General features: G+C 65.5%; 19 protein-coding genes. 7 read left to right on the top strand and 12 right to left on the bottom strand.

Annotated elements, in window-relative coordinates; genetic code table 11:
• The first annotated feature begins 50 nt into the window (after positions 1-50).
• Both RS899_RS24855 and RS899_RS24850 read left to right on the top strand, forming a co-directional pair.
• On the top strand, positions 51-1,286 hold the full coding sequence (locus RS899_RS24855; protein WP_024762197.1) for a 3-hydroxyacyl-CoA dehydrogenase: 1,236 nt from the start codon (positions 51-53) through the stop codon (positions 1,284-1,286).
• Between the two features lie 2 nt (positions 1,287-1,288).
• Positions 1,289-3,079, top strand: a complete 1,791-nt coding sequence (locus tag RS899_RS24850; RefSeq protein ID WP_315808315.1) for an acyl-CoA dehydrogenase C-terminal domain-containing protein — start codon at positions 1,289-1,291, stop codon at positions 3,077-3,079.
• Positions 3,080-3,332: 253 nt separating this feature from the next.
• Here RS899_RS24850 and RS899_RS24845 read toward each other — a convergent pair whose 3' ends face one another.
• The 3 genes from RS899_RS24845 to RS899_RS24835 are packed head-to-tail and all read right to left on the bottom strand — an operon-like array spanning position 3,333 to position 5,952.
• Entirely contained in the window at positions 3,333-3,845 is a 513-nt protein-coding gene (locus RS899_RS24845; protein WP_315808314.1) for a dihydrofolate reductase, read from the bottom strand.
• A 20-nt stretch (positions 3,846-3,865) separates the two neighbouring features.
• Complete coding sequence (locus tag RS899_RS24840; RefSeq protein ID WP_315808313.1) at positions 3,866-4,933, bottom strand: hypothetical protein; 1,068 nt, start codon at positions 4,931-4,933, stop codon at positions 3,866-3,868.
• Positions 4,930-5,952, bottom strand: coding sequence for a hypothetical protein (locus RS899_RS24835; RefSeq protein ID WP_315808312.1), 1,023 nt, complete (start codon positions 5,950-5,952; stop codon positions 4,930-4,932). The genes RS899_RS24840 and RS899_RS24835 overlap by 4 nt, the downstream gene beginning before the upstream one ends.
• Positions 5,953-6,131: 179 nt before the next feature.
• Between RS899_RS24835 and RS899_RS24830 the strand changes: the two genes are divergently transcribed.
• Positions 6,132-7,508, top strand: coding sequence for a DUF2868 domain-containing protein (locus tag RS899_RS24830; protein ID WP_315808311.1), 1,377 nt, complete (start codon positions 6,132-6,134; stop codon positions 7,506-7,508).
• Positions 7,501-8,874 carry a GTPase/DUF3482 domain-containing protein gene (locus RS899_RS24825; RefSeq protein WP_315808310.1) on the top strand — a complete coding sequence of 458 codons (1,374 nt, stop codon included), beginning with the start codon at positions 7,501-7,503 and terminating at the stop codon, positions 8,872-8,874. Before RS899_RS24830 ends, RS899_RS24825 begins: the two co-directional genes overlap by 8 nt.
• Positions 8,875-9,113: 239 nt before the next feature.
• Here the strand turns inward: RS899_RS24825 and RS899_RS24820 are convergent, their stop codons facing one another.
• Both RS899_RS24820 and RS899_RS24815 read right to left on the bottom strand, forming a co-directional pair.
• The gene (locus RS899_RS24820; RefSeq protein WP_315808309.1) at positions 9,114-9,581 is read right to left on the bottom strand and encodes a metallophosphoesterase family protein; all 468 of its coding nucleotides are present in this window, start codon (positions 9,579-9,581) and stop codon (positions 9,114-9,116) included.
• Between the two features lie 49 nt (positions 9,582-9,630).
• On the bottom strand, positions 9,631-11,022 hold the full coding sequence (locus tag RS899_RS24815; RefSeq protein WP_233297495.1) for a nucleobase:cation symporter-2 family protein: 1,392 nt from the start codon (positions 11,020-11,022) through the stop codon (positions 9,631-9,633).
• Positions 11,023-11,290: 268 nt separating this feature from the next.
• Between RS899_RS24815 and RS899_RS24810 the strand changes: the two genes are divergently transcribed.
• Entirely contained in the window at positions 11,291-11,752 is a 462-nt protein-coding gene (locus RS899_RS24810; protein ID WP_315808308.1) for a pilin, read from the top strand.
• Between the two features lie 64 nt (positions 11,753-11,816).
• Here the strand turns inward: RS899_RS24810 and ilvD are convergent, their stop codons facing one another.
• Positions 11,817-13,655 (bottom strand): dihydroxy-acid dehydratase, encoded by a 1,839-nt coding sequence (ilvD, locus tag RS899_RS24805; RefSeq protein ID WP_233297494.1) that lies wholly within the window; start codon positions 13,653-13,655, stop codon positions 11,817-11,819.
• A 376-nt stretch (positions 13,656-14,031) separates the two neighbouring features.
• On the opposite strand from ilvD, the gene RS899_RS24800 reads away from it, so the two are divergent.
• The gene (locus RS899_RS24800; RefSeq protein ID WP_054908070.1) at positions 14,032-14,361 is read left to right on the top strand and encodes a hypothetical protein; all 330 of its coding nucleotides are present in this window, start codon (positions 14,032-14,034) and stop codon (positions 14,359-14,361) included.
• A gap of 123 nt (positions 14,362-14,484) precedes the next feature.
• Here the strand turns inward: RS899_RS24800 and RS899_RS24795 are convergent, their stop codons facing one another.
• Together RS899_RS24795 and RS899_RS24790 are read right to left on the bottom strand one after the other, a co-directional pair.
• Positions 14,485-15,681 (bottom strand): class I SAM-dependent rRNA methyltransferase, encoded by a 1,197-nt coding sequence (locus RS899_RS24795; RefSeq protein WP_315808307.1) that lies wholly within the window; start codon positions 15,679-15,681, stop codon positions 14,485-14,487.
• An 81-nt stretch (positions 15,682-15,762) separates the two neighbouring features.
• Positions 15,763-16,302 carry a type 1 glutamine amidotransferase domain-containing protein gene (locus tag RS899_RS24790; protein WP_315808306.1) on the bottom strand — a complete coding sequence of 180 codons (540 nt, stop codon included), beginning with the start codon at positions 16,300-16,302 and terminating at the stop codon, positions 15,763-15,765.
• 193 nt (positions 16,303-16,495) lie between these two features.
• On the opposite strand from RS899_RS24790, the gene RS899_RS24785 reads away from it, so the two are divergent.
• Positions 16,496-17,320, top strand: a complete 825-nt coding sequence (locus RS899_RS24785) for an HDOD domain-containing protein (RefSeq protein ID WP_139092894.1) — start codon at positions 16,496-16,498, stop codon at positions 17,318-17,320.
• A gap of 169 nt (positions 17,321-17,489) precedes the next feature.
• Here RS899_RS24785 and RS899_RS24780 read toward each other — a convergent pair whose 3' ends face one another.
• The 4 genes from RS899_RS24780 to arcA form a co-directional block, all read right to left on the bottom strand.
• Positions 17,490-19,388, bottom strand: coding sequence for a beta-ketoacyl synthase (locus RS899_RS24780; protein WP_054908067.1), 1,899 nt, complete (start codon positions 19,386-19,388; stop codon positions 17,490-17,492).
• 266 nt (positions 19,389-19,654) lie between these two features.
• Positions 19,655-20,587 carry a carbamate kinase gene (gene arcC / locus RS899_RS24775; RefSeq protein WP_054908066.1) on the bottom strand — a complete coding sequence of 311 codons (933 nt, stop codon included), beginning with the start codon at positions 20,585-20,587 and terminating at the stop codon, positions 19,655-19,657.
• A gap of 72 nt (positions 20,588-20,659) precedes the next feature.
• A complete protein-coding gene (locus RS899_RS24770) occupies positions 20,660-21,670 on the bottom strand; it encodes an ornithine carbamoyltransferase (RefSeq protein ID WP_054908065.1) in 1,011 nt (336 codons plus the stop codon).
• 125 nt (positions 21,671-21,795) lie between these two features.
• Positions 21,796-23,052 (bottom strand): arginine deiminase, encoded by a 1,257-nt coding sequence (gene arcA, locus RS899_RS24765; protein ID WP_045215707.1) that lies wholly within the window; start codon positions 23,050-23,052, stop codon positions 21,796-21,798.
• Positions 23,053-23,064: the final 12 nt, after the last annotated feature.

Genomic DNA, 23,064 nt, shown 5'->3' with positions numbered 1-23,064 from the left:
TAAGGTGAGTGGTCTTCAAACGAGCGTTTCAGGCTGACAAGAGGAACAACATGAGCCAGAACATCCGCATCGCCAGCGCCGCCGTCATCGGCGCGGGCACCATGGGCCGGGGCATTGCCATGTGCCTGGCGAACGCCGGCGTGCAGGTCCTGTGGCTGGACAACAACCCGCAGATGCTGACCCAGGCCCTCGGCGCCGTGGCCGACACCTACGCCCACAACGTCCGCCAGGGCCGCATCGACGAGGCCGAGGCAGCTCGCCGCCGTGCGCGTATCTCCCAGGTGGCGAACTACGCGGCGATCCGCGAAGTGGACCTGGTGATCGAGGCGGTATACGAGAACCTCGAACTCAAGCAGTCGATCTTCCGCGAGCTGGACGCGGCGCTGAAACCCTCGGCGATCCTGGCCTCCAACACCTCCTACCTGGACGTCGACGCCATCGCCGCCGTGACCTCGCGGCCGTCGCAGGTGCTCGGCCTGCACTTCTTCAGCCCGGCGCACATCATGAAGCTGCTGGAGATCGTGCGCGGTGCGAAGACTGCGCCCGCCGTGCTCGAAGCCGCGCTGGAACTGGGCGAGCGCATGGGCAAGGTCAGCGTGGTGGCCGGCAACTGCCACGGCTTCATCGGCAACCGCATGCTGGAGAAGTACGTCCAGGAGTCGCGCCGGTTGATCCTCGAAGGCTCGCTGCCGCACCAGGTGGACGCGGCGATCCAAAGCTTCGGTTTCGCCATGGGGCCGTTCCGCATGTTCGATGTGGTCGGTATCGACCTCGAATGGCGCGCCCGCGAGTTGGCCGGCAAGGGCCAGGACGCGCCGACCGTGCAGGTGGATAACCGCCTGTGCGAGATGGGCCGTTTCGGCCAGAAGAGCGGCAACGGCTTCTATCACTACGAGCCGGGCAGCCGCCAGGCCGAGCATGACCCGGAAGTCGACGCCCTGGTGGTGCGCGAATCCGAGCGCCTGGGTTACTCCCGCCGCGATATCGGTGCCGAGGAAATCCTCGAGCGCTGCCTGCTGGCCCTGGTCAACGAAGGCGCGAAGATCCTCGACGAAGGCATCGCCTCCACCAGCGCCGACATCGACACCGTTTACCTCAATGGTTATGGCTTCCCCAAGGACAAGTCCGGCCCAATGGCCTGGGCCGATGCCCAGGGCCTGCAGAGCGTGCTGGCGCGCCTGCGCGACCTGGCTGGCGAGCACGGCGCGCACTGGCAGCCGGCCGCGCTGATCGAGCGCCTGGCCGCCGCCAATGGTCGCTTCGCTGACGTCAAACAGGAGCATTGAACATGAGTTACCAGGCACCCTTGCGCGACATGCGCTTCGTCCTCCACGAACTGTTCGACGTCAGCGCCCACTGTGAGCTGCTGGGCAACGGCCTCGACCGCGAGCTGATCGACGGCGTGCTGGAAGAAGGCGCGCGTTACACCGGCGAAGTGGTCGCACCGCTGAACCGTAACAGCGACGAGCAGGGTGCGACCTTGCTCAATGGCGAAGTCACCACGCCGGACGGCTTCCGCGACGCGTACAAGCAGTACTGCGACAACGGCTGGGCGAGCATGACCGGGCCGACCGAGTTCGGCGGCCAGGGCTTCCCGCAGATGGTCTCGGCCAGTTTCCACGAGATGCTGATGGCCGCCTCGCTGTCCTTCCGCGTCTATTCCGGGCTGACCGAGGGCGCTGTGCTGGCGCTGTACAAGCACGGCGCGCCGGAGCTTCAGCGCGACTACCTGGCGAAGATGGTCAGTGGCGTGTGGAGCGGCACCATGTGCCTCACCGAGCCGCAGGCCGGTACCGACCTCGCGCTGCTGCGCACCCGCGCCGAGCCGCAGGCTGACGGCTCCTACAGCGTCAGCGGCAGCAAGATCTTCATCAGCGGCGGCGAACAGGACCTGTCGGAGAACATCGTCCACCTGGTGCTGGCGCGCCTACCGGATGCGCCGGCCGGGGTGAAGGGCATCAGCCTGTTCCTCGTGCCCAAGTTCATCGCCAACCCCGACGGCACGCCGGGCGCGCGCAACGCCCTGAGCTGCGGTGCCATCGAACACAAGATGGGCATCAAGGGCGCGTCCACCTGCGTGATGAACTTCGACGGCGCCACCGGCTGGCTGATCGGCCAGGCCAACCAGGGGCTGGCCTGCATGTTCACCATGATGAACGACGCGCGCTTCCAGGTCGGCCTGCAGGGACTGGGTATCGCCGAGCGCTCCTGCCAGGGCGCGCTGGCCTATGCCCGCGAGCGCCTGCAATCGCGGGCGCTGACCGGTGCGGCGGAGCCGTCCAAGGCCGCCGACCCGATCATTGTCCACCCGGACGTGCGGCGCATGCTGCTGACCCAGAAGACCCTGACCGAGGGCTGCCGGATGGTGTCCGCACTCTGCGCACGGGAGCTGGACCTGGAGCACGGCCATCCCGAGGCCGACGCCCGCAAGGCCGCGAGCAAGCGTGCGGCGCTGCTGATCCCCATCGTGAAGTCGTTCTTCACCGATGTCGGCCAGGAGGTATCCAGCCTCGGCGTGCAGGTCTACGGCGGCCACGGCTACATCCGCGAGTGGGGCATGGAGCAGCTGATGCGCGATAGCCGCATCACCCAGATCTACGAAGGCACCAACGGCATCCAGGCGCTCGACCTGATCCGTCGCAAGCTGCTGGGCGACGGCGGTACGGAGTTGAATGCGCTGATCGGCGAGCTGGCGGCTGTCTGCGAGACTGCAGGAGCCCGTACCGAACTGGCCGGCCTGGCAGAAACCGTGCGCCAACGCCTGCTGGAATGGCGCAGCCTGACCAGCGAAGTGATCGCCGCCTGCCAGCGCGACCCGCAGGAAATTGGCGCTACCTCGGTGGACTTCCTGCAGTACTGCTCCTATGTGCTGCTGGCGGGCCTGTGGGTGCAGGCCGCCGGCGTGGCCCAGGCGAAGCTGGCGGTCGGCGAGGGCGACGCGGACTTCTACCGCGCCAAGCTCGCCAGCGCGGAGTTCTACATCAAGCGCATCCTGCCGCGCGCCAGCATGCACCGCGAGGCGCTGCTGGGCGGGGCGGATTGTCTGATGGGGCTGGACGCGGAGCACTTTGTGTTCTGATGCGCCGGTAATGAAAAACGCCGCGCCGGGTGACCCGGGGCGGCGTTTTTCTTTGTGGGTTCGGAGTTGGGCGTTCCCTCACCCTAACCCTGGCTGCGCGCCCCGCTCAGAGGGAGAGGGGACTGTTCAGTGCGCTTTGAAAGCTTTGAGTGAGCCGGAGGGGCCAGGGAACGCAGAATTCATCTCGGCACATTCGGCTCCCTCTCCCTCTGGGAGAGGGCTGGGGTGAGGGGGCTCTGAATACGCTGAGCAATCAAGCCCGCTCCCACACCTCGAACGCATAAGCCGGCGTCTCGCCCTCGGCGTCATGCTCGATGCTCGAAGCCAGATGCCAGTGCGCTTCATCCACTTCGGGGAAGTGCGCATCACCCGCCGGGCTCAACCCCACGCGGGTCAGGTACAGCCGCTCGGCGCGCTCCAGCGCCTCGTCATACAGCTGCGCCCCGCCGATCAGCATCAGTTCCTCGGCCTCTTCCTGCTTCGCCCATTCGGCGGCGCGCTCAAGGGCGGCGTCGAGGCTGGTGAAGACTTCCGCGCCTTCCAGCTTCAGCCCGGCCTGGCGGGTCACCACGATATTCAGCCGGCCCGGTAGCGGGCGGCCCAGCGAATCCCAGGTCTTGCGGCCCATGATCACCGGCTTGCCCAGGGTCATCGCCTTGAAGTGCTTGAGGTCCTGCGGCAGGTGCCAGGGCAGGCGGTTGTCGACGCCGATCACGCGGTTGTCGGCAAGGGCGGCGATCATCGCCAGGGGCAGGGCTTCGGACATCGTGACTCCAGTGCTGAACATCAGTGGGAACTCCCAGTGCCAGAGGATACCAGCCGCTCACCCTCGGCGGGGCCGGCGGCTGGCGGAACGCGCATGAAGAAGGTGCCGTCCTCGTTGACCTGGGTGATGCCGGTGGAGAGCACCTTGCGGTAGTCCTTGAGGTTGAACGACAGCGTCTGCTCGGGCCGCTCGGCCTTGAGCAGCACTTGCGAGTAGGTGATGAGGATCTCGAAGATCTTCAGGTCCCCCGATTGCAGCCAGATATAGGACGGCCCGGCCTGGCGCGGCGGCTCGAAGGCCAGCGAAGCGGCGCCGGGCTTGGGCGCGAACTTCAGGTGCAGTCCCTTGGCGTCCAGCCAGCTGGATTCGACGCGGCCATCGATGCCCACCAGCGGGAAGACCTGGTGGTAGTTCAGGTGCATCACGTTGTCCTGCAGCACCGCGCCGGGCCGCTCCAGGGTCACCAGCGAATCCAGGCGCAGGCCGACCAGGCTCATGGCGCCGTAGCTGGGCACGCCGAGCACCTTCACGCTGTCGGGTTGGTAGTCGAGGTTGTCGCCGTCGAGCTTCACCGTGCCGGACAGCCGCAACGGCAGCCAGGGCCCGACGCCCAGCGGCTGGACCTCGCCGGAGACCAGCAGGCGGTCGCCTTCGACGCTCAGCTGGAAGCCGCGCAGCATCGTCTCCGGGTAATCGAGGATGTGCTGGTTGAACAGGTTGGCGAGCTGCTCGGGGCTGAGGATCACCTCGCCCTCGGAGACGTTGATGCGCATGTCCTGCGGGCGGTCGAAGTCGATGGGCTCGCCGGCCTTGAGCGGCACCAGCCAGCCTTTGAGCTGCGGGCTGTGGAAGCCGATGCCGCCCTGGAAATAGAGGTCCACGTTGTTCAGCAGGATGCCCACGCCGTCCTGGCCGGAGTCGCGCAGGCCGCCCGGCCGGCTGGCCTTGAAGTCCGCTGCCGGCGGCGTCTGCTGGAACCAGCCCTGGCGCAGCACGCCCAGTTCGCGCTGCTGCTTGTCGATGGCGCTCTCGGCGGCGGCGTTGCCGGCAAACGCCAGCAGGAGCAAGGAAGCGAGGAGGGTTCTCATAGGGCTTTCTCCTCCGGGGCGGGCGCCTTCACCGGCGAGACGGCGATATGCACCATGCCGTCCTCGCGCAGGCGGATTTCGCCGTACTGCAGCTGGCGCCGGTAGTCGTAGAGGTTGAACAGCAGCGGGGCATCGGGGCTGAGGCTGGTGAACAGCGCGTAGGCCTTCACCAGGATGGTCCGCGCCATTTTGATGTCGCCGCCCTCGATGAACATGTAACTTTTCGGTGCCTTGAGGCGCGGCCATTTCAGCTCGGCCAACTCGCTGCCCAGCAGCAGGTCCATGCCGCCGTCGGCGAGCTTCAGGCTGCGCACGGCGAAGTCCAGGCGCGGCGGCGGGAACAGGCCGTCGAGGTCGACCAGGATGCGGTTGCCGATCAGCTGCATGTGCGCGGTGTGCAGTTGCAGCACCTCGGACATCTCGATGGACGCGGCGCTCAGCGAGGGCGTGACATCCACGTTGTCGACGTAGATCCGCTGCGGCACCAGCGCCACCTTCAGCGGCCCGGCCTGCTCGATCCCGGTGACCATCCGCAGTGGCCGCCAGCGCCCCTTGCGCAGCAGTTCGCCGTGGACTTCCTGGCCATCGGCGCGGGTGCTGAGTTTCAGGTTGCGCACAGGCGCATTGGCATTGCGCAGCTCTTCGTTGAGCAGGCTGGCGAGGGTGGCGTCGGCGACAAAGATGTCCCCGGCCTGGATGTGCGCGACCATGGACTTCGGGTCGTCGAGCATCAGCGGCGTGCCCGCGCCGGCCACCGGGCTCATCTGGATCAGCATCTTGCGGATGAAGAAGCCGATGTCGTCGTGCAGGCGGAAGTCGGTCTGGCTGATCCACAGTTGCGAGGTATTGCTGGCGGACTGCCGGGCGCTGACACTGGCGTCCAGCTGGCGCGGCGGCACGGCCTGCATCAGCGGGGTGTCCGGGCCCCAGTCGGAAGGGCGTACCGGCGGTGTTTCCACGGCCGCCGCGGTGGTGGCGGCGAGCAGCAGGGGCAAGGCACTGAGCAGCGAGCGCAGCATGGCGAGGCCTCATTGTTGTTTTTATAGGGGCAGTGCTATCGGCTGAGTCTGAGCCCGCCCGCGCCTGGCGAGAGCCCCTCCTTGGTTTGGTTGACGATGCAGGGTGTTACCGGCGGCGCCGGGACGCCACGGCGAGCAGCGGTTATCCTTGCTGGCGAATACCGATTGTCGGAGAACCCGTGAGCGAGTCCGCCCTCCAATCCCTGTGGCTGTGCGAGGCCGTGCGCCTGCGCGAGGAACAGGTCGGTCCCCTGGAAGACAGCGAGGCCAATCGCCGCGCCATCGTTGGCGGTGGCGACCTCGCACAGCGCCTTCAGCACCGCGCGCTGCTGCTGGCCGAGCGCGATGGCCAGCGCGCCGCCTTGCGCACCTGGAGCCAGGGTGCGCGCCTGTCGATCTACCTGCTGCTGGCGCTGGCGCTGTTCACCGGCGGCGGCCTGGCCTTCGCCGCGCTGGGCGACGGACAGCGCCCGGTCAACGTGTTCTGGGCTTTGGCCAGTCTGCTCGGGCTGCACCTCATTACCCTCGTTGGCTGGACGCTGGCCTTCTTCGCCGGCGGTGAGGCGGCCGGCGCGCTTGGGCGCCTGTGGCTGTGGCTGAGCGGCAAGCTCGCCCGCGATGCCCATGCGGCGCAGCTGGCGCCGGCGTTGCTGGTGCTGTTGGATCGCCAGAAGCTGACCCGCTGGGCGCTCGGCCTGCTGGTCCACGGCCTGTGGTTCGTCGCGCTGAGCAGCGCGCTGGGCGTGATGCTGGCGCTGCTGGCGACGCGGCGCTACGGCTTCGTCTGGGAGACCACCATCCTCGGTGGCGATACCTTCATTGCGCTGACCCACGGTCTGGGTGCGCTGCCGTCCCTGCTCGGCTTCCCGCAGCCCGACTCCGACCTGGTGCGTGCCAGTGGCGATGCCCTGGTGGCCAGCGAAAACGCGCGCCATGCCTGGGCCGGTTGGCTGGTGGGCATCCTGCTGGTGTATGGCGTGCTGCTGCGCGGCGCGCTCTGGCTGCTCTGCCTGTGGCGCTGGAAGCGCGGGCGCGCGCAGCTGGCGCTGGATGTCTCGCTGCCCGGCTACGCCCTGCTGCGCGAACGCCTGATGCCCGCCAGCGAACGGCTGGGTGTCAGCGATGCCGCACCGGATGAGCTGGTCGAGCCACAAGCGCAGTTGCCGGCGTCCACCGCCGATGGCGCGCTGCTGGTCTCCATCGAACTGCTGGACCGACCCAACTGGCCGCCGAAGCTGCCGGCAGGGATTGCCAATGCCGGCGACCTCGACGACGGTGCCCAGCGCCGCCGCCTGCTGGAGCAACTGACGCGCTACCCGCCAGCGCGCCTGGTGATCGCCTGCGACCCGCGCCGCTCGCCGGATCGCGGCACCCTGGCGTTGATCGCCGAACTGTCGCGTTGCGCCGCCGCCACTCGCGTCTGGCTGCTGCAGGCGCCGCCGGGCGAAGCGCTGGACGCCGAGCGCCTGGGCGATTGGCACGCCGGCATCGAGCGGCTGAATTTGCCTCACACCTCGGCATCCCCGCTGGGTTGGCTGGAGACTGGGCATGACTGATGCGCTGAAACTGGCCGTGGTCGGCCACACCAACGTCGGCAAGACCTCGCTGCTGCGGACCCTGACCCGTGATGTGGGCTTCGGCGAAGTCTCGCATCGCCCCAGTACCACGCGGCATGTGGAAGGCGCACGTCTGTCGGTCGATGGTGAGCCGCTGCTGGAGCTGTACGACACGCCGGGCCTGGAAGACGCCATCGCCCTGCGCGATTTCCTCGACGGCCTTGAGCGCCCCGGCGAGCGCCTGGATGGCCCGGAGAAACTCCGTCGTTTCCTCGACGGTAGCGAAGCCCGCGGCCGTTTCGAGCAGGAAGCCAAGGTGCTGCGCCAGTTGCTCGCCTCCGACGCCGGCCTCTACGTGATCGACGCCCGCGAGCCGGTACTGGCCAAGTACCGCGACGAACTGGCGGTACTGGCCGCCTGCGCCCGGCCGTTGCTCCCGGTGCTCAATTTCGTCGCCAGCCCGCAGCACCGCGAAGAGCAGTGGCGCGAGGCGCTGTCCCGTCTCGGCCTGCACGCGCTGGTGCGCTTCGACAGCGTGGCGCCGCCGCTGGACGGTGAGCGCCGCCTCTACGAAAGCCTTGCTCTGTTGATGGAGCGTGCGCGCCCGCAACTGGATCGACTGGTGGCCGATCACGAAGCACAAGCTGTCGCCCGCCGCGAGGCCGGTGCGCGGTTGATCGCCGAATTGCTGGTGGATGTCGCCGCCTGCCGCCAACTGGTGCCGGCAGGCGATGCCGCCATGCGCGCCGCCACCGAAACGCTGCGCAACCAGGTACGCAAGCGCGAAGACAGCTGCGTGAAGGCGCTGCTCAGCCTCTACGCCTTCCGCAAGGACGACGCCCGCGCGGCTGACCTGCCGTTGATGGACGGCCGCTGGGGCGATGATCTGTTCAACCCGGAAACCCTGCGCCAACTGGGCATTCGCCTCGGCGGTGGCGTCGCGGCCGGTGCGGCGGCGGGAGCGGGGATCGATCTGCTGGTGGGCGGCCTGACACTGGGTGCGGCGACTGCGCTGGGCGCCCTCGCCGGCGGTGCCTGGCAGACCGTCGGCCATTACGGCCAGCGCCTGCTGGGCAAGCTCAAGGGCAGCCGCGAGTTGTCGGTGGACGACAGCGTGCTGCGTCTGCTGGCGCTGCGGCAGCGGCAACTGCTGGCGGCCTTGCAGACTCGCGGGCATGCGGCGGTGGAGGCAATCCACCTGCAATCGCCGGAGGACAAGCAATGGCGCGAGGGCAAGCTACCCGATGCCCTGCGCAAGGCGCGGGCGCATCCGGAGTGGTCGGGCCTCAATGGCAAGCGGCGCAGCGAGAAGACCGAGCGGCAGGAGGCGGTGGCGCAGTTGGCCACCCAGTTGCTGGAGCCTTAGGTACGGTGCGGCGGCAGTTCGCGAGCAAGCTCGCTCCTGCGAAGAGCACCGCGTGCGGGCTCATGTGAGTCCGTAGGGCGCATAACCTGGAACAGGTTATGCGCCGGCTAAAGTGCGGCGGATAACGCTGGCGCGTTATGCGCCCTACGACATTGCACCGTTCGGAGCGAGCTTGTGACCCACATGGATGTGGGGAATGCCGTTTTCCGTAGGGAACGGATGCGGCCTCGCGAACGCTCTCAGGCGAGCGAAACCATCTCCACCCTGGGTTGCCCGTCGACGATCTCCAGAATCGCCAGCGCAATCGGCAGCTTGAACCGCCGCGGCCCTGCGCTTCCCGGATTCAGATAGAGAACCCCATCGCGCACCTCATTCAGGGGCTTGTGCGAATGCCCCGCCAGCACCACGTCGATGCCTTCGTCCGCCGGATCGATGGCCAGTTGCTTGAGGTCGTGGATCAGGTAAAGCCGCAACCCGCCCAGCTCCAGCAGCAAGGTCTCCGGCAACGCACCAGCCCAGTCGTCGGTATCGTTGTTGCCGCGCACCACGTCCAGCGGGGCGAGCTCGCGGAGTTGATCGAGCAGCGAGGCGGGGCCGATATCGCCCAGGTGCAGGATGCGCTCGCAGCCGCGCAGCGCCGCCAGCGCTTCGGGGCGCAGCAGGCCGTGGGTGTCGGCGATGACGCCGATGCGCAGGGAAGTGTTCATGCCAGGGAGCATAAACGACGACGCCACCCGAAGGTGGCGTCGTGGCGGATCAGCCGTTGTGCGAGGCCTTGGCGGCGTCGGACTCGGGCAGGAACCAGTTCAGCAGCAGCGCGCAGATGCCGCCGGTGGCGACGCCGGATTCCAGCACGTTGCGGATCGCGTGGGGCATGTGCGCGAGGAACTCCGGCACCTGCGAAATGCCCAGGCCCAGCGCCAGGCTGACGGCGATGATCAGCAGCGCGCGGCGGTCCAGATGGGTGCCGGCGAGGATGTTGATGCCCGAGGCGGCAACCGCGCCGAACATCACCATTACCGCGCCGCCGAGCACCGGTTCCGGCACGGCCTGGATCACCCCGGCGACGCTGGGGAACAGGCCTAGCACGATGAGCATCGCGGCGATCCACAGGCCGACGTGGCGGCTGGCGACGCCAGTCAGCTGGATCACGCCGTTGTTCTGCGCGAACACCGAGCTGGGGAAGGTGTTGAACAGGCCGGCCAGCAGCGAGTTGGCGCCGTTCACCAGCACGCCGCCCTTGATGCGCTGCATCCACAGCGGGCCTTCCACCGGCTGCTTGGAGATCTTGCTGGTGGCGGTGACGTCGCCGATGGCTTCCAGCGAGGTGACCAGGTAGATCACCAGCATCGGGATGAACAGGCTCCAGGAGAAGCCCAGGCCGAAGTGCAGCGGCACCGGGACCTGGAAGGCCGGCGCTTCGTGCATGCCGGTGAAGTCCAGGCGCCCCAGGTAGCCGGCCAGCGCGTAGCCCACGGCCAGGGCGATGACGATGGCGCCGCTGCGCATCCACACCACCGGGATGCGGTTGAGGATGACGATGATCGCCAGCACCAGGCCCGACAGCATCAGGTTTTCGCCATTGGCGAAGGTGCCGTTGGCCATGGCGGAGAAGCCGCCGCCCATGCTGATCAGGCCGACCTTGATCAGGGTGAGGCCGATCATCAGCACCACGATGCCCGTGACCAGCGGGGTGATCAGGCGCTTCACGAAGGGCAGGATGCGCGATACGCCCATTTCGACGAAGGAGCCGGCCATGACCACGCCGAAGATCGCCGCCATCACCGCTTCCACCGGCGTGCCGTTCTTCACCATCAGCGCCCCGCCGGCGATCAGCGGGCCGACGAAGTTGAAGCTGGTGCCCTGGACGATCAACAGCCCCGCGCCGAACGGTCCGAAGCGCTTGCACTGGACGAAGGTGGCGATGCCGGAGATCACCAGCGACATCGACACGATCAGGTTGGTGTCGCGCGGCGACACGCCCAGCGCCTGGCAGATCAGCAGGCCGGGGGTGACGATCGGCACGATGATCGCCAGCAGGTGCTGCAGCGCCGCGAGCAGGGCGATGGGCAGGGCGGGGCGGTCTTCCAGGCCGTAGACCAGGTCGGGCTGGTCGTTGGCGGCGGACGGGTTCTCGAGGGAGCTCATGGGCGGCGGTCCGGGAAAAAAGAGCGCGATTTTACTGGCCCTGAGCGGGATCGCACAGTGCCATGAGGCAAGGAGGGATGAATGGGGAAGTCTTCATTCCTACGGCGCGCCTGTGCAGTGGCACCTCGGAAGTGTTCTCTCCGCGAAAAAGCGCCGAATTTTCAACCGGCTGTGCGGACGTCTCTGAATGTTTTAACCCGTTGGCGTGGCTTCACTGGAATGCATCCGGAGCCATTCGGGTATCCGGCGCAATCAGAGGGACACGCAGATGGTTAAACAACAAGGTTTCACCCTGATCGAGTTGATGATCGTGGTCGCGATCATCGGGATTCTGGCTTCGGTTTCCTTGCCGCTGTATTCGGATTATTCGTCTCGCTCAAGGGCTGCTGCAGCCAAGGCAGAGCTGTCCGCCGTCAAAACTGCGGTGAGCCTTTGTATCTCCGAAACGGGCAAGGCAGACGACTGCAAGGCGGGTGATTACGGGATTCCGAAGAGCTTTACCGCGACGTCCAACATTACCGGCGACTATGCGGTGGAAAAGGGTGTGATAAAAGCCTCGACTGCAGCCACGGACGCGGATGGAAATGCACTCAAGATAGAGCTCACTCCTACCAAGACCCAGGGGGAGAGCTCGGTCGCTTGGGAGGAGAAAGGTACCATCTGCAATGCGGATCGCGGCCTCAAACCCGGCTCGGGCGACTGTCCTAAGGTCTCGGCAACCAAGTCATAAGCCACCGCGCCACATCAATAAAAAAGCCCGGCATTCGCCGGGCTTTTTCATGTCACTACCAGACTCAACCGTCCAGCAGGGCCTTGTCGCGCACCGCGCCCTTGTCGGCGCTGGTGGCGAGCAGGGCGTAGGCTTTCAGCGCAGTGCTCACCTTGCGCGCGCGCGGCAGCGCCGGCTTCCAGCCCTTCTTGTCCTGCTCGGCGCGGCGGGTGGCCAGTTCTTCATCGCTCACCAGCAGGTTGATGCTGCGGTTGGGGATGTCGATCAGCACCTTGTCGCCGTCCTGCACCAGGCCGATGGCGCCGCCTGCGGCAGCTTCCGGCGAGGCGTGGCCGATGGACAGGCCGGAGGTGCCGCCGGAGAAGCGACCGTCGGTGAGCAGGGCGCAGTCCTTGCCCAGGCCCTTGGACTTCAGGTAGCTGGTCGGGTACAGCATTTCCTGCATGCCCGGGCCGCCTTTCGGGCCTTCGTAGCGGATGATCACGATGTCGCCCGGCTTCACTTCATCGGCGAGGATGCCCTTCACGGCGCCGTCCTGGCTTTCGAAGATCTTCGCGCGGCCTTCGAACACGTGGATGGACTCGTCCACGCCAGCGGTCTTCACCACGCAGCCGTCGAGGGCGATGTTGCCGTACAGCACGGCCAGGCCACCTTCCTGGGAATAGGCGTGCTCGACACTGCGAATGCAGCCTTCGGCGCGGTCGTCATCCAGGGTGTCCCAGCGGGTGCTCTGGCTGAACGCCACCTGGGTCGGGATGCCAGCGGGGCCGGCCTTGAAGAAGGTGTGGACCTTCTCGTCCTGGGTCTGGGTGATGTCCCACTCGGCGATGGCGTCGGCCATGCTCGGGCTGTGCACGGTCGGCACGTCGGTGTGCAGCAGGCCGCCACGGGCCAGTTCACCGAGGATGGAGAAGATACCGCCGGCGCGGTGCACGTCTTCCATGTGGTACTTCTGGATGTTCGGCGCGACCTTGCACAGCTGCGGCACCTTGCGCGACAGGCGATCGATGTCGCGCAGGTCGAAGGCGATCTCCGCCTCCTGGGCAGCGGCCAGCAGGTGCAGGATGGTGTTGGTCGAACCGCCCATGGCGATGTCCAGGGTCATGGCGTTTTCGAACGCCTTGAAGCTGGCGACATTACGCGGCAGCACGGACTCGTCGCCTTCGCCGTAGTAGCGCTGGCACAACTCGACGGCCAGGCGGCCGGCGCGCAGGAACAGCTGCTCGCGGTCGGCGTGGGTGGCCAGGGTCGAACCGTTGCCCGGCAGGGACAGGCCCAGGGCTTCGGTCAGGCAGTTCATCGAGTTGGCGGTGAACATGCCGGAGCAGGAGCCGCAGGTCGGGCAGGCGCTGCGCTCGTACTCGGCGACTTTCTCGTCGGAGCAGGAGTCGTCGGCGGCGACGACCATGGCGTCCACCAGGTCCAGGCCGTGGTTGGCCAGCTTGGTCTTGCCGGCTTCCATCGGGCCGCCGGAGACGAACACCACTGGGATGTTCAGGCGCAGGGCGGCCATCAGCATGCCGGGGGTGATCTTGTCGCAGTTGGAGATGCAGACGATGGCGTCGGCGCAGTGGGCGTTGACCATGTATTCCACGGAGTCGGCGATGATCTCGCGCGACGGCAGGGAATAGAGCATGCCGTCATGGCCCATGGCGATGCCGTCGTCCACGGCGATGGTGTTGAATTCCTTGGCCACGCCGCCGTGTTTTTCGATCTCGCGGGCGACCAGCTGGCCCAGGTCCTTCAGGTGCACGTGGCCGGGCACGAACTGGGTGAAGGAGTTGGCGATGGCGATGATCGGTTTCTTGAAGTCTTCGTCCTTCATCCCGGTGGCGCGCCACAGGGCGCGGGCGCCGGCCATGTTGCGGCCGTGGGTGGAGGTTTTCGAACGGTAATCGGGCATGACAGGTTCCTGCGGCTCAGGTGCACGGTGGGAGTCGATCCGGGTCTTCTGTGCGGCGGCGTGCAGCGGATGGCGCTGGCCGGCGAGACCTTGAGCAGACTCTAAGTCGTATCGTGAGCGCGGTACGCACCGGATGCAAACAGCAGATGGCCTTGCATGGGCGAGGTCGGCGCGGGGCTTGGCGGGGTCACCGCCTGCTCGGCCGGGGCTCACAGGCCCGCCGGGGGATAAATGGCAGGAATGAGCCGGATTCTACGCCGGGCCTTGCCGCCAGGGAAAGGCTGGCGGTCGGCGCGGGCCATAGACTTTCGCCGCGCTGGCGTGGTCAGAATGGCCATTGACGCTTTTCGATCCCGTTCGTTGAAGGAGCAACCCCATGAGAATCCTCCCCGTCGCCCTACTGGCTGCGCTCTTCGTTGGCAGCGTGCAGGCCTCGTCCGATGCGGCCTGGCAAGCGCAGGACAAGCAGCAGCGCGAAGCCTGCCTGGCGCTGAGCCATCTGCAGAACAAGAAGGTACTGGGCGCGCCGGTGCTGTTCGACGACAGCGTGGGCTACACGGCGCTGATGATTGGAGGCCTATACCCTGAAAAGAAGAGTCCGCAGGCGCACATGAAGGGCAAGCAGGGGCGCGAGCTTTGCCTGTTCCAGCGCAGCACCGGCAAGGCGGTGATCAGCGAGGCGGATTCGCTGATGCCGGTGAAGTGAAGGGGGTGAGGGACCTTATCTCGTAGGGCGCATAACGCTCCAAGCGTTATCCGCCATCCGCCGTTGAAACGAAAAACGGGGCGCATCCCGAGAGGAGGCGCCCCGTTTTCGTGCTGTACCGTCTTAGCCGTTAGGCAGCAGGCGCACGGTCAGGCTCTTGATGTAGCGGGTTTCCGGGATCGCCAGGTGAACCGGATGGTCCGGGCCCTGGCCGCCGCGCTCGAGCAACTGGATGTTGCGGTCCAGGTGGCGGGCGCTACCCAGCAGGATGTTCTGCAGGTCGTCTTCGGGCAGGTGCATCGAGCAGGAGGCGCTGACCAGCACGCCGTCCTTGGACAGCAGGCGCATGGCCTGTTCGTTGAGGCGGCGGTAGGCGGCCTCGCCGTTCTTCAGGTCCTTCTTGCGCTTGATGAAGGCGGGCGGGTCGGCAACGATCACGTCGAAGCGCTCGTCGGCGGCCTTCAGCTCGCGCAGGGCGTCGAATACGTCACCTTCCACGCAGGCGACTTTCTCGGCCAGGCCGTTGAGGGTGGCGTTGCGTTCCACGCCATCCAGGGCGAAGCCGGAGGCGTCGACGCACATCACTTCGCTGGCGCCGAAGGCCGCGGCCTGGATGCCCCAGCCGCCGATGTAGCTGAACAGGTCCAGTACGCGCTTGCCTTGTACATAGGGCTGCAGGCGGGCGCGGTTCATGCGGTGGTCGTAGAACCAGCCGGTCTTCTGGCCGGCGAGCACCGGAGCTTCGAACTTCACGCCGTTCTCTTCCAGGGCGACCCATTCGGGGACTTCGCCGTAGGCGTTCTCGACGTAGCGCTCAAGACCTTCGGCATCGCGGGCGCTGGAGTCGTTCTTCCACAGCACGGCGCTGGGCTTGAGCACCTGCAGCAGGGCGGCGAGTACGTCGTCGCGGTGCTTCTCCATGGTCGCCGAGGCGAGCTGGACTACCAGTACGTCGCCGAAACGGTCTACCACCAGGCCCGGCAGCAGGTCGGAGTCACCGTAGACGAGGCGGTAGAAGGGCTTGTCGAACAGGCGATCGCGCAGGCTCAGGGCGACGTTCAGGCGGTGAACCAGTAGCGATTTGTCGAGAACGTGCTTGGTATCGCGGGAAATCAGACGGGCGCAGATGAGGTTGTTCGGGCTCATCGCGACGATGCCCAGCGGCTTGCCGTTGGCCATTTCGAGGATGGCCTGTTCGCCGGCGCCGAAGCCGTTCAGCGGGGTGGCGGCGACGTCCACCTCGTTGCTGTAGACCCACAGGTGGCCGGCGCGCAGGCGGCGCTCGGCGTTGGCTTTCAGACGCAGGCTGGGCAGGGTCATGGGGAAGGCTCCGGCAAAAGAGCGGGATTATAGCGCAGCAGCGTGCGCCGCCGGAGCAGGGCGCACGCGCTTTTGATCGGATCAGGCGGCGAGGGTTTCGATCAGTTGTTTGTTGAAAGCGGGAATATCGTCGGGCTTGCGGCTGCTGATCAGATGCCCGTCCTTGACCACCTGGCGGTCTACCCAGTGGCCGCCGGCGTTGTTGATGTCGTCCTTGAGCGAGTTCCAGCTGGTCAGCGTCTTGCCCTTCACCAGGCCGGCGGAGACGAGCAACCAGGCGCCGTGGCAGATCACGGCGATGGGTTTGCCGGCCTCGCTGGCCTTCTGCACGATTTCCTGGGCCTTGGGCAGGTTGCGGATCTGGTCGGCGTTGATCACGCCGCCGGGTAGCAGCACCGCGTCATAGTCATCGACGCGGGCGGTCTCGAAGGTGCCGTCGACCTTGAAGTTGTCCGCCGGCTTGTCGTGGTTCCAGCCGCGTACCTTGTCGGTGCTGTCGGAGAGGATCTTCACCTTGGCGCCGGCCTCCTCTAGCGCCTCGCGCGGGCCGGTCAGTTCGACCTGTTCGAAACCATCGGTGACCAGGATGGCGACGGTCTTGCCTTTGAGTGTCTTGCTCATGGCGTGTCTCCCATTTCTTCCGCTTGGGTGTAAAGGTTCCGACACAGCAGCCGATGAAAGTTCAGTCTAAAACGGCAGTTCCAGAATGCGTTGCTCTGGGTAAACTGTGCGCCCCGTCAACTTTCCAGTCCGCGCCTTCATGTCCCAAGAACTCTCCGCCGAACAGATCCGTCAGGCCCTGCAGGGCATCAGCGTGCCGCCGCAGCCGCAGATCATGGTTGACCTGCAGATGGAGCAGTTCATGCCCAATCCGGACCTGAAGGCGATCGCCAAGCTGATCAGCCAGGACCCGGGGCTGTCCGGTGCGCTGCTGAAGCTGGTGAACTCGCCGTTCTTCGGCCTGGCCAATCGCATCACTTCGATCCAGCGTGCGGTGAACCTGCTGGGCAGCCGTTCGGTGATCAACCTGATCAACGCCCAGTCGATCAAGGGCGAGATGACCGACGACACCATCGTCACCCTTAATCGCTTCTGGGATACCGCGCAGGACGTGGCCATGAGCTGCCTGACCCTGGCCAAGCGCATTGGCTACGAGTCGGTGGACGAGGCATACGCGCTGGGGTTGTTCCACAACTGCGGCATCCCGCTGATGCTCAAGCGTTTCCCCAACTACATGGCGGTGCTGGAAGAGGCCTACGCCAGCGCCAGTGACGAACGCCGCGTGGTCGACACCGAGAACCGCGTACTGAACACCAATCATGCGGTGGTCGGCTACTTCACGGCACGCTCGTGGCGCCTGCCGGAACACGTCTGCGAGGCCATCGCCAACCACCACAACGCGCTGTCGATCTTCAGTGACGACAATTCCCGCGACACCCAGCTGAAGAACCTGTTGGCAATCCTCAAGATGGCCGAGCACATCTGTGGTTCCTACCGTGTGCTGGGCAACCAGACCGAGGACCACGAGTGGGAAAGCGTGCGCGCGCTGGTGCTGGATTACGTCGGGCTGACCGAGTACGACTTCGAGAACCTGAAGGGCAGCATTCTCGAGTTGGGCGTGGGGCAGGGGACGTACTGATCGGAGCCAGGTGTAGGAGCGAGCTTGCTCGCGAACGGGTTTTGCTGGTGACGACGGTGTTGTGCGGTTCGCGAGCAAGCTCGCTCCTACAGGCCTCGACCACACCGAGTGAATCGTCAGGCACAAAAAAGCCGGGCATCTGCCCGGCTTTTTCGTTCAACGTCGGCGATCAGTCGATCATGTCGCTGAAGCGCTCATCCTTCTTGTAGGCAATGGTCTGGCTGAAGCCGGGGACCTGGATGCCCTGATCGCTGATCTCGATGGCCTGTTCGTCGATCATGTCGTTGCCGAAGTTATAGATGATGTCGAAGCGGCCCTGGGTCGCGGCTTCATCGTACTGGCGGGCGACGGCGCGGGTGGCTTCGCGGCGCGCCTGGTAGTCGTTGAAGGCAGCATCGCCGTGGCGTTTGCGCAGCATCTTCTCGGTGACGGCCGGGGACAGCAGCACGCCGGTGGCGTTGTTGCCGCCGAAACCCTTGGAGTTGATGAAGCAGACTTCCAGGTCGTCGCGGCGCACATCGCTGCTGGACAGGGCGATGTGGTCCTTGAAGACGTCGTCGGCGAACTTGTCGACGGTCTTGATGCCGGGGATGACGCCGTAGCGGAAGGTGCCCAGTGCCGAGATCAGCTGGTCGGCGCTGGCGGTGGCCAGGGAGTGGCCGACGAAGGCTTTCACCGCGGTGATCGGCCAGTCGCTGATGCCGAAGGCGGTGGCGACGCGGTCGAGGATTTCCGACTCGGTCACGCGGTTGGCCGGGGTGCTGGAGCCGTGGGCGTGGACGAAGCTGTGCTGGCGCACGCTTTTCTCGCCCACGATCTGCGCGGCGGCGGCCACGGCCTTGGCCATGGTCAGGTAGTTGCCCGGGCCGGGGGCGGAGATGGACTTCTTGAAGCCGTCGGCGTTGATGAACACGTCCGGCACCGAACCGTGGATCTCGGCGCCCAACTCCAGGGCCAGGGCGTCGTCCATCAGCACCACGTACTGCGCGGACTCGGCCAGGGAGAAGCCACAGTTGTCGCCGAACGGGCGGCTGGCGCGGCGGAAGTCGACATCGTCGCGGCCCTCGATCAGGCGCAGGCCTTCCTCGGTGGCCAGCGCGCCCATGGCGGCGTAGCCCTCGATGATCTCCGAGGTGATCGGCGCCTCGGCGTTGCCGACGATGGCCACACGGGCCTGGCCGGTGGTGATGACGTCGATGCCTTTCTGCAGGTTATAGAGGAAGGTCGCGCAGGCGCCGGTCACGCTGCCAGTCATGCCGACGCTGCCGAGTACGTAGGCGTTGATGAAGTCGGTGGGCATGCTGTTGAAGCCCAGCGGCAACTGCTTGGCCGAAACGCGATGGCCGCGCAGGCGCGATTGCAGCAGGCCGCCGAAGCCGTTTTCGTCCAGCTGGCTCATGATGCTGCTGGAGAACACGGCGATCTCGTCGGGCTGCACCGCGTTGCAGATGGTCTGCCAGTCGATGCCGGTGGAGCGCACTGCGTCGGTGGCGGCGACTACGGACATCTGCAGGCCACGCGGGTGGAAACGTGAGTTGTACAGCTCGCCCGGCTCGAAGCCGGTGGGCAACTGGCCGGCGGATTTCACCGGCAGCGCGCGGTAGCTGTCGACCTTGAACTCGCAACTGTCGTGCAGGGTGACGCGGACTTCGCTGCCTTCGGTCTCTTCAACCGACCAGTTCGCCGGCAGCGGCTCGGGCAGTTGCTTGCGCAGGGTGGTGAAGGTCAGCGGGGCGCCGGCGGCGTTGACGGTCAGGCTTTTGTGGCAATGCGCGGCGTCGACGTCGAGGTATTGCAACTCGATGCGGCGGATCAGGGTGGACTGGCGAATCTGCTCGGCGAAGCGTTGTTCGATGGCGGCCAGATCGAGGGCGTTGCCGTCGGCATCCTGATACTGGCCGTCGACGACTTTCACCAGCTTCATCATCACGGCGAGGCCGGCGAGGGTTTCCTGGCGGGCGGCGGGCTCCATGGATTCGAGGACGGTGCGGCGGAACCCATGGTGGAAGGAACTGCGGCCTGCCGCGTTATATCCACCAAAACCAACGATGACCGGTAGTCGAGACATCTCTCGGAAACTCCTTCAGCAAGTGCATCTTGTGCGGCTGGGCGCCAGTTGCGCATGGAGGCGCGGCCCGGTGGCACAAAGCCAGGCGGTGGCTTCTAGTGATTCGAATGCTTTAGCTGACGAGGATGATGACTGCCGAGTCACGCTTGCGCCAGGAATTGTCGGAAGTAGGCGACGAGTTTCCGGGCAGATCGCGCAGGGTCCTTGAACGAAAACGGGAGCCATGAGGGCTCCCGTTTCGATGTTGCCTTTGCTGAGGACAGGTCTTAGCGGTACTCGATGCCAGCCTTTTTGGTGCTGACGCGGGTGCCGGATTCGCCTTTGGTGATGGCGACGATGTTTTCCAGCGAGCCGATCACTGCATCCTTGCCGGTGGCGCGGGCAAACTCGATGGCTGCCATGACCTTCGGACCCATGGAGCCGGCGGCGAAGCCGAGGCGTTCCAGTTCGTCCGGGTGAGCCTGGGCGATGCCTTTCTGGGTCGGTTTGCCCCAGTCGATGTAGGCAGCGTCCACGTCGGTGGCGATGATCAGGATGTCAGCCGACAGCTCCTGGGCCAGCAGCGAGGAGCACAGGTCCTTGTCGATCACGGCTTCGACGCCGGAAAGCTTCTTGCCGGATTCGTCGTACATGGTCGGGATGCCGCCGCCGCCTGCACAGATGACGATGGTGCCTTTCTCCAGCAGCCACTTGACCGGGCGGATCTCGAAGATGCGCTTCGGACGGGGGCTGGCGACCACGCGGCGGAATTTGTCGCCGTCGGGGGCGATGCTCCAGCCTTTCTCCTTGGCCAGGGCTTCGGCTTCTTCCTTCGAATAGACCGGGCCGATGGGCTTGGTCGGGTTCTGGAAGGCCGGGTCTTTGGCGTCCACTTCGACCTGGGTGAGGATGGTGGCGAACGGTACTTCGAACGGCAGCAGGTTGCCCATTTCCTGTTCGATCATGTAGCCGATCATGCCTTCGGTTTCAGCGCCGAGGACGTCCAGCGGATAGGGGGCAACCTTGTCGTAGGCGGCGCCCTGCAGGGCCAGAAGGCCGACCTGCGGGCCGTTGCCGTGGGCGATTACCAGCTCGTTGCCGGGAGCGACTTTGGAAATCTGTTCGGCGGCGATCCGAACGTTCAAGCGTTGATTGTCAGCAGTCATGGGCTCGCCACGACGCAGCAGGGCATTACCGCCCAATGCGACGACGATACGCATATTCAGTACCTCCGAAAGAGTGGAAACGCGCCCGGGGCCGGCGCTTGGGCGCGGCCCCGGGGCGGCCCGGCATTACATGTCGGCGAGGGTCGATACGAGGATTGCCTTGATGGTGTGCATGCGGTTTTCCGCTTGCTCGAAGGCAATGTTGTACGGGGATTCGAAGACGTCTTCGGTCACTTCGATGCCGTTCTTCAGGTTCGGGTACTTGGCGGCGATTTCCTTGCCGACCTTGGTTTCGCTGTTGTGGAAGGCGGGCAGGCAGTGCATGAACTTCACGCGCGGGTTACCGGCAGCTTTCATCATGTCCATGTTGACCTGGTACGGCAGCAGCTCGGTGATGCGTTCGCCCCAGGCTTCCACCGGCTCACCCATGGAGACCCAGACGTCGGTGTGGATGAAGTCCACGCCTTTGACTGCCACTTTCGGGTCTTCGGTGATGGTGATTTTCGCACCGCTTTCTTCCGCGAATTTCTTGCAGGCGGCAACGTGTTCGTCGGTCGGCCACAGTTCTTTCGGGGCGGCGATGCGCACGTCCATGCCGAGCTTGGCGCCGATCAGCAGCAGGGAGTTACCCATGTTGTTGCGGGCGTCGCCCAGGTAGGCGTAGCTGATGTCGTGCAGCGGCTTGTCGCTGTGCTCACGCATGGTCAGCACGTCGGCCAGCATCTGGGTCGGGTGGTACTCGTCGGTGAGGCCGTTGAACACCGGTACGCCGGCGTACTTGGCGAGTTCCTCGACGATTTCCTGCTTGAAGCCACGGTATTCGATGGCGTCGTACATGCGGCCCAGTACGCGGGCGGTGTCCTTCATCGACTCCTTGTGGCCGATCTGCGAGGAGTTCGGGTCGATGTAGGTGACGTTGGCACCCTGGTCATAGGCGGCGACTTCGAAGGCGCAACGGGTGCGGGTCGAGGTTTTCTCGAAGATCAGCGCAATGTTGTTGCCTTTCAGGTGCTGTTGCTCGGTACCGGTGTACTTGGCGCGTTTCAGGTCGCGGGACAGGTCGAGCAGATAGCGCAACTCGCGAGTGCTGTGGTGCATCAGGCTGAGCAGGTTGCGGTTGTGCATATTGAAAGCCATGTTCGTTCTCCTTGTGGGATGGAAAGCTAGGCCTCGTCAGTACAGCTCGTGGCTGGCGGGGCAGGCGGCCCCGGCTAGGGCCGCCTTTTCAGATCAATGCGCTCTGTGAGTGATAGTCGGGCGAATCAATAGTCGATCGGGTCGCGGATGATCGGGCAGGTCATGCAGTGACCGCCGCCACGGCCCCGGCCCAGTTCGCCGGCGCTGATGGTGATGACTTCCACACCGGCCTTGCGCAGCAGGGTGTTGGTGTAGGTGTTGCGGTCATAACCGACCACCACGCCCGGCTCCAGGCAGACCACGTTGTTGCCGTCGTCCCACTGCTCGCGCTCGGCGGCGAAGCTGTTGCCGCCGGTTTCGACGACGCGCAGTTTCTTCAGGCCCAGGCTCTCGGCGACGACGGTCATGAAGTCCTTGTCTTCGCGCTGGACGTTGATGCCGTAGGGGCTCTTCTCGTCCGGACGCAGGGTGAAGGCAACGATCTCTTTCACCACTTCCGGGAAGACGGTGACCAGGTCGCGGTCGCAGAAGGTGAAGACGGTGTCCAGGTGCATCGCGGCGCGGGACTTGGGCAGGCCGGCAACGATGACTTTCTCCGCTGCGCCCTTGGCGAACAGTGCCTGGGCAACCTGGCCGATGGCCTGGCGGGAAGAGCGCTCACCCATACCGATCAGGACGACACCGTTGCCGATGGGCATGACGTCGCCGCCTTCGAGGGTGGACATGCCGTGGTCCTTGTCCGGATCGCCGTACCAGACTTCGAATTCGGCGTTGGTGAATTCCGGGTGGAACTTGTAGATCGCGGTGGTCAGCAGGGTTTCCTGACGTCGCGCCGGCCAGTACATCGGATTCAGGGTCACACCGCCGTAGATCCAGCAGGTGGTGTCACGGGTGAACTGGGTGTTGGGCAGCGGCGGCAGCAGGAAGCTGGAGTGGCCGAGGTAGTCGCGGTACATCTTCAGCGCCTTGGCGCCTTCGCTTTCCGGGATGTCATCGGAGGCCACGCCGCCGATGAGGAATTCCGCCAGTTTGCGAGGCTCCAGGCTTTCCAGCCAGCCGCGCAGTTCCTGGGTCAGGCCGACACCAACGCTGTCGTTGGTGATCTTGCGATCGAGGATCCACTTGAGGGCTTCGGGATTCTGGACGGTCTCGGTCAGCAGGTTGTGCATTTCGAGGACGTCGATGCCACGCTCGCGCATCTTGGTGACGAAATCGAAGTGGTCACGCTTCGCCTGGTTCACCCAGATAACGTCGTCGAACAGCAACTCGTCGCAGTTGCTCGGGGTCAGGCGTTGGTGGGCGAGTCCGGGCGAGCAGACCATCACTTTGCGTAGTTTGCCAGCTTCAGAATGGACGCCAAGTTTGGTTTTTTCCGTGCTCATGAGATGTCTCCA

This window comes from Pseudomonas sp. C9-3 (assembly GCF_032392015.1).
GTDB lineage: Bacteria > Pseudomonadota > Gammaproteobacteria > Pseudomonadales > Pseudomonadaceae > Pseudomonas > Pseudomonas nitroreducens.
Note: the sequence above shows the minus strand (reverse complement) of the source record. Positions and strands in the feature narration are given on the sequence as shown.